Origin of the sequence: Streptomyces sp. NPDC002573 (assembly GCF_042889625.1) — a bacterium.
GTDB lineage: Bacteria > Actinomycetota > Actinomycetes > Streptomycetales > Streptomycetaceae > Streptomyces > Streptomyces gibsoniae.
Genome location: NZ_JBIARC010000001.1, coordinates 201964 through 215586 on the forward strand (window position 1 = coordinate 201964; position 13623 = coordinate 215586).

At 71.8% G+C, this 13623-nt stretch carries 13 protein-coding genes; 6 read left to right on the forward strand and 7 right to left on the reverse strand.

What is annotated here, in order from left to right; genetic code table 11:
- Nucleotides 1-2 precede the first annotated feature (2 nt).
- The gene (locus ACFYX0_RS00910; protein WP_388964914.1) at nucleotides 3-1178 is read left to right on the forward strand and encodes an NlpC/P60 family protein; all 1176 of its coding nucleotides are present in this window, start codon (nucleotides 3-5) and stop codon (nucleotides 1176-1178) included.
- 140 nt (nucleotides 1179-1318) lie between these two features.
- Entirely contained in the window at nucleotides 1319-2287 is a 969-nt protein-coding gene (locus ACFYX0_RS00915) for a tellurite resistance/C4-dicarboxylate transporter family protein (protein ID WP_388964917.1), read from the forward strand.
- On the opposite strand, the gene ACFYX0_RS00920 is transcribed toward ACFYX0_RS00915, so the two are convergent.
- Entirely contained in the window at nucleotides 2265-2618 is a 354-nt protein-coding gene (locus tag ACFYX0_RS00920) for a hypothetical protein (RefSeq protein WP_388964920.1), read from the reverse strand. The two genes, ACFYX0_RS00915 and ACFYX0_RS00920, sit on opposite strands and share 23 nt — an antisense overlap.
- A gap of 449 nt (nucleotides 2619-3067) precedes the next feature.
- On the opposite strand from ACFYX0_RS00920, the gene ACFYX0_RS00925 reads away from it, so the two are divergent.
- Nucleotides 3068-4120 carry an NlpC/P60 family protein gene (locus tag ACFYX0_RS00925; protein ID WP_388965325.1) on the forward strand — a complete coding sequence of 351 codons (1053 nt, stop codon included), beginning with the start codon at nucleotides 3068-3070 and terminating at the stop codon, nucleotides 4118-4120.
- Nucleotides 4121-4143: 23 nt separating this feature from the next.
- Here ACFYX0_RS00925 and ACFYX0_RS00930 read toward each other — a convergent pair whose 3' ends face one another.
- The gene (locus ACFYX0_RS00930) at nucleotides 4144-4869 is read right to left on the reverse strand and encodes a response regulator transcription factor (RefSeq protein WP_311691141.1); all 726 of its coding nucleotides are present in this window, start codon (nucleotides 4867-4869) and stop codon (nucleotides 4144-4146) included.
- Entirely contained in the window at nucleotides 4866-6194 is a 1329-nt protein-coding gene (locus ACFYX0_RS00935; RefSeq protein WP_388964923.1) for a PspC domain-containing protein, read from the reverse strand. The genes ACFYX0_RS00930 and ACFYX0_RS00935 overlap by 4 nt, the downstream gene beginning before the upstream one ends.
- A gap of 141 nt (nucleotides 6195-6335) precedes the next feature.
- On the opposite strand from ACFYX0_RS00935, the gene ACFYX0_RS00940 reads away from it, so the two are divergent.
- Nucleotides 6336-7865 (forward strand): PspC domain-containing protein, encoded by a 1530-nt coding sequence (locus ACFYX0_RS00940; protein WP_388964925.1) that lies wholly within the window; start codon nucleotides 6336-6338, stop codon nucleotides 7863-7865.
- A complete protein-coding gene (locus ACFYX0_RS00945) occupies nucleotides 7852-8094 on the forward strand; it encodes a hypothetical protein (protein ID WP_355909283.1) in 243 nt (80 codons plus the stop codon). The genes ACFYX0_RS00940 and ACFYX0_RS00945 overlap by 14 nt, the downstream gene beginning before the upstream one ends.
- 34 nt (nucleotides 8095-8128) lie before the next feature.
- Here the strand turns inward: ACFYX0_RS00945 and ACFYX0_RS00950 are convergent, their stop codons facing one another.
- The 3 genes from ACFYX0_RS00950 to ACFYX0_RS00960 all read right to left on the reverse strand — a co-directional run bounded on the left by ACFYX0_RS00950 (nucleotide 8129) and on the right by ACFYX0_RS00960 (nucleotide 11267).
- Nucleotides 8129-8653 carry a DoxX family protein gene (locus ACFYX0_RS00950; RefSeq protein ID WP_388964928.1) on the reverse strand — a complete coding sequence of 175 codons (525 nt, stop codon included), beginning with the start codon at nucleotides 8651-8653 and terminating at the stop codon, nucleotides 8129-8131.
- 347 nt (nucleotides 8654-9000) lie between these two features.
- Nucleotides 9001-10290: a hypothetical protein gene (locus ACFYX0_RS00955; protein ID WP_388964930.1), complete on the reverse strand. Its 1290-nt coding sequence runs from the start codon at nucleotides 10288-10290 to the stop codon at nucleotides 9001-9003.
- 182 nt (nucleotides 10291-10472) lie between these two features.
- Nucleotides 10473-11267, reverse strand: a complete 795-nt coding sequence (locus ACFYX0_RS00960; protein WP_355909289.1) for a class II aldolase/adducin family protein — start codon at nucleotides 11265-11267, stop codon at nucleotides 10473-10475.
- A 156-nt stretch (nucleotides 11268-11423) separates the two neighbouring features.
- On the opposite strand from ACFYX0_RS00960, the gene ACFYX0_RS00965 reads away from it, so the two are divergent.
- Entirely contained in the window at nucleotides 11424-11897 is a 474-nt protein-coding gene (locus tag ACFYX0_RS00965) for a pyridoxamine 5'-phosphate oxidase family protein (protein WP_388965328.1), read from the forward strand.
- 18 nt (nucleotides 11898-11915) lie between these two features.
- Here the strand turns inward: ACFYX0_RS00965 and guaA are convergent, their stop codons facing one another.
- Entirely contained in the window at nucleotides 11916-13505 is a 1590-nt protein-coding gene (guaA, locus tag ACFYX0_RS00970; protein ID WP_355909292.1) for a glutamine-hydrolyzing GMP synthase, read from the reverse strand.
- Nucleotides 13506-13623: the final 118 nt, after the last annotated feature.

Consider the following 13623-nt stretch of genomic DNA (forward strand, 5'->3'; position numbering starts at 1 on the left):
TCATGGCGCCGCACCGCAAGTCCCGCCCCTCGGGCCCACGCATCGCGGGCATACGCACCCCCGCCCTCGCGACGGCGGCCCTGACCTCCGTGGCGCTGCTCTCGCAGACGGCCCAGGCCGCCCCCTCCACCGACGGCAGACCCAGCATCGAGGAGGTCGAGAAGAAGGTCGACGACCTCTACCGCCAGGCGGAGTCGGCCACCGAGAAGTACGACGCCGCCAAGGAGCGATCGGCCGAGCAGCGCAGGCACGTCGACAAGCTCCTCGACGACGTGGCCCAGCGCACACAGAAGCTCAACGACGCGCGCGAGGAGCTCGGTTCGTTCGCCGCCGCGCAGTACCGGACCGGGGAGGCGGCCCCCGACACGGCCACCTTCCTGCTGGCCGACAACCCCCAGGACTACTTCGACCAGACACAGCTGATGAGCCGGCTCACCGGCCGTCAGAAGGAAGCGGTCGACCAGTACGCCACCGCCCAGGCCGCCACGATGAAGAAGCGGCAGGAGGCCGCCGACAGCCTCCGGACGCTCGACGAGTCGCAGACGGCCCTGCGGACGGCCAAGACGGACGTCCAGGACAAGCTCTCCGCCGCACGCCGGCTGCTGTCCGACCTGAACGCCCAGGAGAAGGCGCGGCTCGCCGCGCTCGAGAAGAAGAAGCAGGAGGAGGCCCAGCGCCAGGCGGAGGCGCTGGCCCGGCAGCAGGCGGCCCAGCAGAAGGCGGCCCAGCAGCAGTCCTCGTCGAGCACCTCGAGCGGCTCCTCGGGGTCCTCCACCACGGCCCCCTCCGCGGGGTCCACCGCGACGGGCTCCTCGTACGCCACGAAGGCGGAGAAGGCCCTCGCCTTCGCCCGCGCGCAGATCGGCAAGCCGTATGTGTGGGGCGCGACGGGCCCCGGGTCCTACGACTGCTCGGGCCTGACCCAGGCAGCCTGGAAGGCCGCCGGGGTCACGCTGCCGCGCACCACGTACGACCAGGTGAACGTCGGCACGACGGTGCCGCTCGCCGACGCCCAGCCGGGCGACCTGATCTTCTTCTACGACGACATCAGCCACGTAGGCATGTACATCGGCAACGGCATGATGATCCACGCCCCCAAGCCGGGCGCCTATGTCCGCGAGGAGTCGGTCTACTACGGCGGCGCGTCGATCATCCACAGCGTGGTGCGACCGGCCTGAGTCCTACGGCGCCGGGTGCCGCGGGCGGCACCCGGCGCACGAGGTCGTCTGCGGGGTTCACGCGCGCGTGGGGTTGTTTTCGGGCTCCACGCGCGCGTGGCCCGTACGCAAGCCGGGCGCGCGTCCTTAGCATCGGGCGCATGTCTGGCACCTCCGCGCTCCGCACCCGGTGGGCGCAGCGTCCGCCCGCCACCGGGGCCGCCGTGATGGCGACCGGCATCCTGTCGATCGGGCTGCACCAGGCCGGGTACGAGCTGCTCTCCCGTATCGCCCTCGTGCTGGCGGGCGTCGCCTGGCTGGGAGTGGCCGCCGTCATCGCACTGCGGCTGCTGGGGGCGCGCCTGGAGTGGCCGGTCAACTCCCCGGCCGCGCTCGCGGTGGTCCCGGCCACCACCGTGCTGGGCACCCGGTTCGCGCTCCTGGGCCGGCCGCAGCTCGCCGAGGCGCTCTTCGTACTGGCCCTCGTGCTGTGGGCGGTTCTGGTCCTCCCGGTCGTACAGGACTGGGAGCGCGGTATGTCCGGGGTGGTGTTCCTCGGCTGTGTGGCGGCGGAGGCGATCGCGGTGCTCGGGGCGGTGCTGGCCGCGGCCCTACGGGTGCCCTGGATCGCCCATCTGGCGCTGGTGTTCTTCTGGTTCGGGCTGGTGTTCTACCTGATCGGGCTGTGGTGCTTCGACCGGCGACAGGTGGCGGTCGGCGCGGGCGACCAGTGGGTGGCGGGCGGTGCGGTGGCCCTTTCCGCGGTGGCCGGGACACGGCTGATCCGCGCCGCCCACTCCGGCCTCTACCTCTGGAACGTCGACGACACCGGCGTCCTGCGGAGCGTCACCATCGCCCTCTTCGCCCTCGCCTTCGCCTGGTACTGCGTACTGGCGACGGCCGAGCTGCGCCGGCCACGCCCCGGTTACGACGTACGGCGGTGGTCGACCGTCTTCCCGATGGGGATGACGGCGGTGGCGGCGCTGTCCGTGGCCGGCGCCCTCAACGCGTCCTGGCTGCGCGGCCCCGGTCAGGTGCTGCTGTGGATCGCGGTGGCCGTCTGGTGCGCGGTCCTCGTGGGAGCCGCCGGGTCCCTCGCGGGCAGCGTCAGGTCCACAGCACGGCGATGAAGATGTTCACCGTGGTCAGCGCGCCGACCAGGGCGAAGAGGGGCTTCTCGACCCGCTCCTCGTCGCGCTTCACATAGACCAGGCCGAGGATCACGATCAGCAGGGCCAGCTTGATGCCGATCTTGATGGTGTTGATGTGGTGGTGCTCGGCCTGATTGAGGCCGACCAGCGCCACGCCCGTGACCAGCATGGTCAGCGCACCGTGCAGCATTCCGGGCACGAAGCGGGCCGTGCCCCGGCCCATCGCCTTCATCTGGGTCAGGAAGCCGCCGAGGAGCGCGGCGATGCCGACGATGTGCAGGCCGACGAAGAGATGGATGAGTACGTCCATGAAGCCGGAGCCTAGTGAGGGACACGGAAGACTCTGACACCGGGCCACGGGGTGTGACGGCGGCTACAGCGGTGCGAGCTCCGGGAGGTGGCACCGGGACACCGTGAGCGCGCATATATGCGGCCTATAGCACTCCGCGATGTCCCTGTGTCGCGGAACTACCGCATCGGTCATCGCACAGTGTGAAGTCGGCGGCCTCGGAACGGGATCGCGCTCGCATACGGTCACCGTCAGTCCGCTAGAGCCACTTCCGTACATTGCGTCACGGTGCGGTCACGGTCCGGTTTAGCGTCCTCCACCAGGTGACCGGCTCCCCACAGCCGCCCGCGCCAGGGCGGCCGCCGGAGACCACCGCCGAGAAGGTCCGGCGGCGGCCTGCTCCCCCTGTGCGGGCCGCCGCCGGACGCGTGGTCGCCCCGGCGGTCGTAGGAAAGGACGTGACGGTTCAGGTGGCAGCGCACCGAAAACCCAGGCAGCGTTCGCTCGGCGGGACCACGGTCCGGACCGCCGTCACGATCGCCCTCGCGGGAGCGGCGACCGCGACCGGCTTCGACGGCACCGGATATGCCGAGCCCCCGCTCTCCCCGGCCCAGGCCAAGGCCGAGGTCGACCGGCTGTACCGGGAGGCGGAGGTCGCGACCGAGAAGTACGACGGGGCGAAGGAGCAGGCGGCCGGCGCCCAGCGACGACTCAGCGCGCTGCGGGACGAGGCCGCGCGCCGCATGGACCGGCTGAACTCGGCCCGCGAGGCGCTGGGTTTCGCCGCCGCGGCGCAGTACCGCGGGGGCGGTGTCGACCCGACGGTGCGGCTCCTGCTCTCCTCGGATCCCGGGCAGTACCTCGACGACGCCGCGTTCGCCGAGCGGGTCGACGGCCGGCAGGCGGCGGCCGTGGCACGGGTGCGCGCGCAGTTGCGGGAGATCGAGCGGCTGCGCGGAGCCGAGCGCGTGGAACTCGCCTCGCTGACCTCGCGCCAGGCGGAGCTTCAGCGGCAGAAGCGGACGGTCACCGAGAAGCTCGGCGAGGCACGGTTGCTGCTGTCCCGGCTGACGGAGAGCCAGCGCGCACAGGTCGCGGAACCCGCGTCCCGGTCCGCGGGGCGCGGCCTCCTCGGGGCCGTGCCGGCGTCGCAGGCCGCCGCGGAGGCACCCGACGCCCGGGCGGCGGCCGCGCTGTCGTACGCGTACGGCAAGCTCGGCAGCCCCTATGTCTGGGGCGCCACCGGGCCCAACGCCTTCGACTGCTCCGGGCTGGTGCAGGCCGCGTACCAGTCGGCGGGCGTCTCACTGCCCCGGACGACCTACGCCCAGATCGATGCGGGCCGCCGCATCCCGCGCTCCGCACTCCTGCCCGGCGACCTCGTGTTCTTCTACTCCGGGGTCAGCCATGTGGGGATCTACGTGGGACACGGCCAGATGATCCACGCGCCGAACCCCTCGGCGCCCGTACGACTGGCGCCGATCGACGAGATGCCGTTCGCGGGGGCCACCCGGGTGGTGTGACCCCGGCTCCGGGCGACGGCCCGTCAGACCAGTCGGCGTGCCGTCGCCCAGCGGGTCAGTTCATGACGGTTGGACAGCTGGAGCTTGCGCAGCACCGCCGAGACATGGGACTCGACCGTCTTCACCGAGATGAACAGCTGCTTGGCGATCTCCTTGTACGCATAGCCGCGGGCGATGAGGCGCAGGACCTCGCGCTCGCGCTGGGTGAGACGGTCGAGGTCCTCGTCGACGGGCGGGGCGTCGGTCGAGGCGAAGGCGTCGAGGACGAAGCCGGCCAGCCGCGGGGAGAAGACGGCGTCGCCCTCCTGCACGCGGAAGATCGAGGCGACGAGGTCCGTGCCGGTGATCGTCTTCGTCACGTAACCGCGGGCACCGCCGCGGATCACCCCGATCACGTCCTCCGCCGCGTCCGAGACGGACAGCGCGAGGAACCGGACCGGCCGTTCGGCGTCCGCCGTCAACGCGGCACAGCGGCGCAGCACTTCGACACCGCCGCCGCCCGGGAGATGGACGTCGAGGAGCACCACCTCGGGCCGTGTCTCGGTGATCACCGACACCGCCTGGTCGACGTCCGCGGCCTCCCCCACGACCTCGACGCCGGTCCGCTCGGTCTGTCCGATCTCCGCCCGGACTCCCGTACGGAACATACGGTGGTCGTCGACGAGCACGACCCGCACGCGCCGCTCCCCCGTGCCCTCGCCCGCCCGCTCCGGCTCCACCGGGCCGGCCGGCTCGTTCGCGTCGCTCATGTCGTAGTCTCCGCCCTCTCCATCTCCAGCTCGACCTCCGTGCCGCCCCCGGGCACCGCGCGCAGCCGTGCGGTGCCGCCGTGCCGCTCCATGCGGCCGATGATCGATTCTCTGACACCCATACGGTCCGTGGGTATCGCGTCGAGGTCGAAACCGGGGCCCCGGTCGCGGACGGACACGAACACGGTCCTGCCCTCGACCTCGGCGTAGACCTGGACGGCGCCGCCCTCGCCACCGTACTTGGCGGCGTTCACCATCGCTTCGCGCGCGGCCTGCATCTGCGCGCTCGTCCGCTCGTCGAGGGGGCAGTCGCCCACGATGACGACCTCGATGGGGACACCGTGCTTGTCCTCCACCTCCGCCGCGTTGCGCCGGACGGCGTCCGCCAGGGTCCGGGGCTCCTCGTCCTCGTCCTTTCCGGTGCCCTCCGGCTTGTAGAGCCAGGCGCGCAGGTCGCGCTCCTGGGCGCGGGCGAGGCGGCGCACCTCGCCCGCGTTCTCCGCGTTGCGCTGGATCAGGGTCAGGGTGTGCAGCACCGAGTCGTGGACATGGGCGGCGACCTCAGCGCGCTCCTGGGCACGGATGCGCATCAGCCGCTCCTCGGACAGGTCCTGGGACATCCGCACCAGATACGGTCCGGCGAGCAGCGCTATGCCGACGAGGACCGCGAGCGCCGCCTGCAGGACGGAGCCGAGATGGGCCGCGGAGCCCTGCAGCACGAAGATGCCGGAGACGCCGGCGGTGACGAGCAGCACACCCGCCGCGGCGCGCAGCAGGGTGAGGGTGCGCCGGCGGCCGCCGACCTCCATCCAGCGGGCCCGCCGTGCGTTGTCCGCCTGGCGCCAGACCAGGGCGACGCCCGCCGCGACGAGGACGGCCGGGATGAGATACGCCTTGGTGCCGCCGCCGAGATTGACACTGCCGACGAAGGTCAGCGCCACGACGACCATGAGGAGCAGGGCGACGATCTGGCCCCGGTCGGGTCTGCGGGCGACCAGTCTGCGACGGCCGTCGGGCGAGGTCTCGGTGCCGACCAGCGACGGGGAGCGGCGCTCGTCGACGCCGCCGACGCCGAGCGGGACGAAGAACCAGAACGCGGCGTACAGCAGTGCGCCTAGGCCGTCCGCCATCATCAGGCCCACGAACACGAGGCGCACCCAGATCACGGGCAGCCCGAGATGCCCGGCGAGCCCCCGCGCCACTCCGCCGAGCCAGCGTCCGTCGCTGCTGCGGTAGAGCTTGCGCGGCGGCCGCGGTTCGGCGAGGGGCACTCCTGCGGTGTCCGGCATGCCATCGATGGTCACACGAGCGGCCCGCCCGGACATCAGGGTGGACCCCCTAGACTCCCCTGATCTTCGAATCCGGGCGGTCGAACACTTCCCTTGACGGCGGTCAGGGCAGATTTCAGGGTTCGGCCAGGGTCGTCCCGACTCCCGTGAGGCGGCTGGGGCGGCGACCATGGACACATGACGGATCAGCGGCACACGGCAGCGGGGCGGGACCCCGGCGCGGGGCACGGCCCCGACGCCGGGCATGCTCCGGCTGCCCGGGGAGAGGCGCCGCGCGCACACGAGGACACGGCCGTAGGGCAGGATGCGGCCGTGCGGGAGAACGGAGCCGAGTACGGGAACGCGGGCGACGGTGTGAGCGAGGACAGGCACAAGGACGCGGTTCCAGACCCGGACCCGGCCGGGCACGACGGCACGTCCCCCGAGGGCGGGGCCGGGCCGGCCGAGGGCGAGAGTCCCTTCCGGCGTGACCGGCGGTACAAGATGCTGGCCGGCGTCTGCGCCGGGCTCGGGCGGCAGTGCGACATGGACCCGGTGATCTTCCGGATCGGCCTGGCCGTGCTCTCCGCGGCCGGCGGCCTCGGTCTGATCTTCTACGGCTTCTGCTGGCTCTTCATCCCCTACGAGGACGAAGAGGAGAACGAGATCCGCAAGCTGCTGACCGGCCGCGTCGACGGACAGGGCCTGGCGGCGGTTCTCTTCGCCCTGGTGGGCTGCGGGGTCTTCCTGTCGATGCTCAGGAACGGCGGGGTGCTGACCTTCGCCGCCGTCCTGTCCCTGCTCCTCGCGGGCGCGGGGTACTGGTCGCGGCAGCGCGGCGCCCCCGACCCGGACCCGCTGGCCGCCCAGGCGGTGGCCGACGCGCCCCCGGAGGCGACGGCACCGCCCGTCCCCACCGGCTCCCCCTCCTGGTGGCGCGACCCCATCGTCAAGGACGGCACGCATGTGGGGGGCACGGGATATCTGTGGGGCCCGAGCGACACCCCCGGCCGTGATGTCGCGGCGGCGGTCAACATCGCCCGCGACACCCCGTACAGACAGCAGATACGCACCACGCCCCGCCCCGAGCCACGGGGTCCGCGCTGGATCGGCGGCTGGGTGTTCCTGTTCGCGCTCATCGCGGGCGGTCTCGGCACCGGTCTGACGTGGCACGGCCAGGCACTCGGCAGCAGCCTGCAGACGGGCCTGGCGTGTGCGCTCGTCGTGTTCGGCGCGGGCATCGCGATCAGCTCCTTCCTGGGGCGTACGGGAGCGGGCTCGATGTTCCTGGCGATGCTCACGGCGGCGCTGCTCGCCGCGTCGGTGGCGCTGCCCAAGGACATCGGCACGCACTGGACGCACACGACCTGGGCGCCGGTCTCGGCGGCCGCGGTCCAGGAGAGGTACGACCTGGGCACCGGCGAGGGCACCCTGGATCTCAGCCGGGTGAAGCAGACGGGGAACCGGACGGTGACGGCCCGGGTGGAGGTGGGCGTGGGCAAGCTGAAGGTCGTGCTCCCCGAGGACGCGACGGTGAGACTGAAGATCGACACGGGTGTCGGCGACATCCGGTTGCCGGGCGACTCCAGGAGGGACGTGGACGTGGAGGCCGGCAGGCACAAGCAGCTGACGCTCTCTCCCCCGGCGGGGACGAAGAGCATGGCCACACTCGATCTCAGCCTCGAGGTCGGACTGGGCCGGGTGGAGGTGACCCGTGCTGCGTCATGAGTTCCAGCCCGGACGACTCGTCGCCGGTGCCTTCCTGGCCGCCGCGGGTGTCGCCTTCGTCGGCGACGCGAGGGGGGTTTGGGAGACGCCGTGGTTCGCGATCGTCCCCCTCGTCGGGGGCGGGCTCTGTCTGGCGGCCGTGACGGGCATGCTGTCCCGCGCGATACGCAGGGGCCGCTCGTCCCGCCGGCGACCGCACACGGAACGGGACGGGGCGACGGCTCCGTAGACGCCGTCGCCCCGTCCCTGGGAACTTCCCGGGCTCAGCGGTAGAGATCCGGGCGCTGGCGTTGGCGGCGACGGGAGTGGAGGGCGGCGTCCAGGGAGAGGACCGGGGCGCCGGCCAGGACCAGGGGCAGCCAGGCCATCAGATAGGCGAGGTCGTTGCCGTAGTAGTAGGGGCTGGAGGCCCAGCTCACGGTCAGCCACAGGCTCAGGGAGATGAGCGCTCCGCCGAACGCGGCGAGGCGGGACAGCAGACCGACGAGCGTACCGAGGCCGACGGCCAGCTCACCGAAAGCCATGGCGTATCCGAAGCCGGTGGGGTTCTTCAGCGCGAGATCGACCATCGGGGGGATCGCGGAGGAATCGCGCACGGCGTGCATCAGGTCGCCGATCGAACCAGAACCCGAACTGTGCAGGAAGGTGCTGCTGGTGAGCTTGTCCAGGCCCGCATAGATAAAAGTGACGCCGAGGAAGATCCGCAGGGGAAGAAGTGCGTACCGGGTGGCGGTGTCCCGCCAGGAGCGGTTCTCCTCGAAATACGAAGTGTGCGACTCCGTACGCATGCCTTGAGCCATCGTCTCCGCCGCCTCTCGCCTGCCAGTGGTTGACCCCTCAACAGACCATACGTGCGAAAGGGGACGACCGCTCAACCGGTGTGCGCCGATTTTTTCGGGTTCTTGTGCCCGGATGGCTCCTTGCCCGGGCGCCCGTCGGCGGGAGCGGTCCCGGGCCCGGGCCCGCGTTCCTTCTCCTGTCCCCAGCGTTTCATCGTGGCGGGCCGGTCGTCGCCCGGAGTGGGCCGAAAGGCGGAAGCCGATCTCCGCCGGTCCGCCGCCCCGCCACCCTGCAATTCCGTCGCCCCGTCACCCCGTGACTCCGTCGCCCCGTCACCCGCAAATCCGTGGCTCCGTCACTCCGTCACGTCGATCGTCACGCGGTTGGTCTCCACCCCGGCCGCCGTGACCACCTGGACGTCGACCTTCCCCGGTTCCACGTCGGCCGGCACGGGGACCGTCAGCAGCGTGTCCGTCGGGTTGCTGAAGCCGCCGGGGACCGGGACCAGGGGCACATGGACATGGACCGCGCCGATCCGGACCGCCATCCGGGACAGCCGGCCCGCCGACTCGGCGCCCGGCGGTACGAAGCCGGCGCCGCGGATCTCGATGTCGTCGCCGGTACGGATCGGTGCGTCCAGATCGCCCGCCTCCCGCGCCCGGACCACCGAGAGGACCACCGGACGGCCGCCCTCGGCGTACTTCCCGGCGAGGTAGGTGGCCGCGGAGACCAGGACCAGCAGGGCCAGACCCCACGGCAGATCGGGGAGCTGGTCGGGGCGGCGGGCCAGCCGTACCGCCGCGAAGACCAGTGCGACCCCGCTGATCAGCAGATACTGGGTGTCCGCGAAGCTGCCCCGGCCGGAGTCGTCCGTGAGCAGGTCCGCCGCCCGCGGCCGTTCGGCCCGCACCTTCTGCAGCCGCTGGCCGAGGACCCGCAGCCCCACCACCCGGCGGACGAGGACCGCGATCCCGCTCACCACGGCGACCACGGTCACCACGCCCACCCCGCGCGCGAGGTCGAGCCCGGCGATCAGCGCGTCGCGCCGGTCGTGCGCCGAGGCCACCGCCAGCTCACCGATCAGCACCAGCAGCGCGTACACGACGAACAGCACCCAGGCCGCCGCCACCGCGCGCGAGGTCGACAGCCGGTTGTCCTCGCCGATGACGGGCGCGAGCGCCCCGCCGCGCGCCCGGTGCAGATATCCGGCGGCGGTCAGCGCGGCACCCGCCAGCACGGCCGCGACCAGTCCGGCCGTGCGCGCCGCGGTCCATCCGGCCCCGATCGCCGTCATCGCCTGAGCCAGCAGCAGGATCGCCACCGCGCCCCACACCACGATCGCGGTGAACCGCCACAGCCGGGCCAGCCAGGCCTCGCCGTCGGCCCGGCTCCGCTCGGCGACCAGGTCCGCGGACTGGGTCAGTTCGTCGGACACCCACTGGCGGGACGCGGACGCGGAGTACGCGACCGCCGGGGGCAGCCCCCGTCCGGAGGCGAACTCGTCGCGTTTCGCCAGGAATTCGGCGACCGCTCGCCGGTGTCCCTCACGCGCGCCGTACGGGCAGTCCCCGCAGGTGCAGCCACCCTCGTGGGCACCCGGACCGCTTCCGCGCCCCGCACCCTGTCTCGCCTCCTGCACCGCCACGACCGCTGCCGCCTTCCACGCGCCAGATCCCAAGTCGCAACCGCCACGGCAACTGGCATGCGACGACAGCGAATTGTGCCGTACGGAACACGCCTCGCGTCCGTCAGGTCCGGTCAGGGCGGGTGAAAGAACAGCCGCTCGATTGACAGACGCAGACGACGGACGGCAGGCGACAGGCGCCGTCAGCTCAGCAGATCGGGCTCGCTGCGGCTGATGTCCTGCCACAACGGCTGGTAGTTGATCCAGGCCACCAGGTCCCCGCCGAGCTGCTCCCGGGTCGCCACCGCCTGCCGGTGGTCGATCAGCACGGGGCGGCCCGCGGCCTTCGCGGTCAGCTGCACCTGGCAGGAGCGTTCCATCGACACAAACCACCAGGCCGCCGCGTCCACCGAGTCGCCGACGGTCAGCAGCCCGTGGTTGCGCAGCACGAGCGCCTTGCGGGTGTCGAGCGCGTCCGCGATCCGGCGGCCCTCCTCGGCGTCCACGGTGACGCCGGTGTAGGCGTCGTAGACGGCGTGGTCCTCGTAGAAGGCGCAGGACTCCTGGGTGATCGGGTCCAGCAGATCACCGAGCGCCGCGAGCGCCCGCCCGTGCACCGAGTGGCAGTGGGCGACGGCGACGACGTCGGGGCGGGCGGCGTGCACCTGGGCGTGCACGGTGAACGCCGCCTGGTTCACGTGGTAGCGGCCCTCGATCACCTGCCCGTCCTGGTTGGCGAGCACCAGGTCGCTCACCGTGACATGCCGGAACGGCATCCCGAACGGGTTGACCCAGAAGCAGTCGCTGAACTCGGGGTCGCGGGCCGTGATGTGCCCGGAGACACCGTCCTCGAAGCCGAGCCGGGCGAAGATCCGCAGCGCGCCCGCGAGCCGCTCCTTGCGGTGCGCCCGTTCGTCCTCGACCGACTCGTGCATCGGCGGCATGGCGAACGTCAGCCGGTCGGTCGGCAGGGGCGGGGGCGGAGTGGGGACGTGCATGGGTCCTCCGGCACTGGATTGCTTGACGGGCCGGAAGTTACCGGCGGTCAGGCCCGGATGACAGCGCGGGTTTGTAAAGATGACGCACATACCTGATATCCGACAGAAGATGTCCGGATTCGGCGCAAGACTCGCCCCATGACGACAACAGATCCCATGGCGGCGAACTGGGCGGCGTTCGCCGCGGCGGAACCCGGTCTCGCCACCACCGTCGAGGCACGCTTCAAGGCGTTCACCCACCATGTCCTCGCGACGCTCCGCAAGGACGGCTCACCGCGCACCACCGGAATGGAGGTGCGCTTCGTGGACGGCGAGCTGTGGTTCGGCATGATGCCGGACTCGGTCAAGGCGCTGGACCTGCGCCGCGACCCGCGTTTCGCGCTCCAGGCGAACCCGGGGCCGGGCACGGAGATGGGCGGCGGGGACGTGCGGATGAGCGGGCGGGCCGTCGAGGTCGACGATCCCGCGACCAAGGGCGCGTACGTGGAAGAGGTGGAACCGCCGCAGCCGTTCCACCTCTTCCGCACCGAGCTGACGGAGGTCGTACGGATCTCCGTCGAGGACGACACCTATCTGGTCGTCGAGACCTGGAAGCCCGGAGAGCCGGTGCGCACTCTCAGGCGGACATGACCCGGGAGGTACCCGGGATCACTCCCACTCGATGGTCCCCGGCGGCTTCGAGGTCACGTCGAGGACGACCCGGTTGACGTCACGGACCTCGTTGGTGATCCGCGTGGAGATCTTCGCGAGCACCTCGTACGGCAGCCGCGACCAGTCGGCGGTCATGGCGTCCTCGGACGAGACCGGGCGCAGCACGATCGGGTGGCCGTACGTCCGGCCGTCGCCCTGGACGCCGACGCTGCGGACGTCGGCGAGCAGGACCACCGGGCACTGCCAGATGTCACGGTCGAGGCCGGCCGCCGTCAGCTCCTCGCGGGCGATGGCGTCGGCCTCGCGGAGCAGGTCGAGCCGCTCCTTGGTGACCTCGCCGACGATGCGGATGCCGAGACCCGGGCCCGGGAAGGGCTGGCGCTGGACGATCTCCTCCGGCAGGCCGAGCTCCTGGCCGACCATGCGGACCTCGTCCTTGAAGAGCTTGCGCAGGGGCTCGATCAGCTGGAACTCGAGGTCCTCGGGGAGGCCGCCCACGTTGTGGTGGGACTTGATGTTGGCCGTGCCGGTGCCGCCGCCGGACTCGACGACGTCCGGGTAGAGGGTGCCCTGGACGAGGAACTCGACGGGCTCGCCGCTCGCGCCGGCCTCCGCGATGATCTCCGCCTGGGCCTGCTCGAAGACCCGGATGAACTCGCGGCCGATGATCTTCCGCTTCTCCTCGGGATCGGAGACGCCCTGGAGCGCGGTGAGGAACCTCTCCTCGGCGTCGACGACCTTCAGCTGGACGCCGGTGGCCGCGACGAAGTCCTTCTCGACCTGCTCGGTCTCGCCCTTGCGCATCAGGCCGTGGTCGACGTAGACACAGGTCAGCTGGGAGCCGATGGCCTTCTGGACGAGGGCGGCGGCGACAGCGGAGTCCACACCGCCGGACAGACCGCAGATGGCCCGCCGGGTGCCGACCTGCTCGCGGATCGCCTCGACCTGCTCCTCGATCACATTGCCCGTGGTCCAGGTCGGGGACAGGCCCGCGCCCCGGTACAGGAAGTGCTCCAGCACCTGCTGGCCGTGCGTGGAGTGCATGACCTCGGGGTGGTACTGGACGCCGTAGAGCTTCTTCTCGTCGTTCTCGAAGGCGGCGACCGGGACGAGGTCCGTGGACCCGGTGACGGTGAAGCCCTCGGGGGCGGCGGAGCACGCGTCGCCGTGGGACATCCAGACGATCTGCTCGGCGGGGGTGCCCTCGAAGAGGGTGGAGGACGGCTTGGAGACGGCCAGCTCCGTACGGCCGTACTCACGGGAGCCGTTGTTGTCGACGGTGCCGCCGAGGGTCTGGGCCATCAGCTGGAAGCCGTAGCACATGCCGAAGACGGGGACGCCGGCCTCGAAGAGGGCACGGTCGACGGTCGGGGCGCCCTCCTCGTAGACGGACGAGGGGCCGCCGGAGAGGATGATGGCCGCCGGGTTCCTGGCGAGCATCTCCTCGACCGGCATGGTGCTCGGCACGATCTCGCTGTAGACCCGGGCCTCGCGGACGCGGCGGGCGATGAGCTGGGCGTACTGCGCGCCGAAGTCGACGACCAGGACGGTGTCGGGGGCGGCGGCAGCGTGGGTCGCTGATGACACGTGGTGCCTTCCGGCGGTCGGGCGGGGGGTCTGTGCCATCGATTCTAACGGGGTGCCCGTGCGCCCCCCTCCGCGTCGCGGGGACGGCCGCCGCCGGACCCTCGCGATCTCACCATCC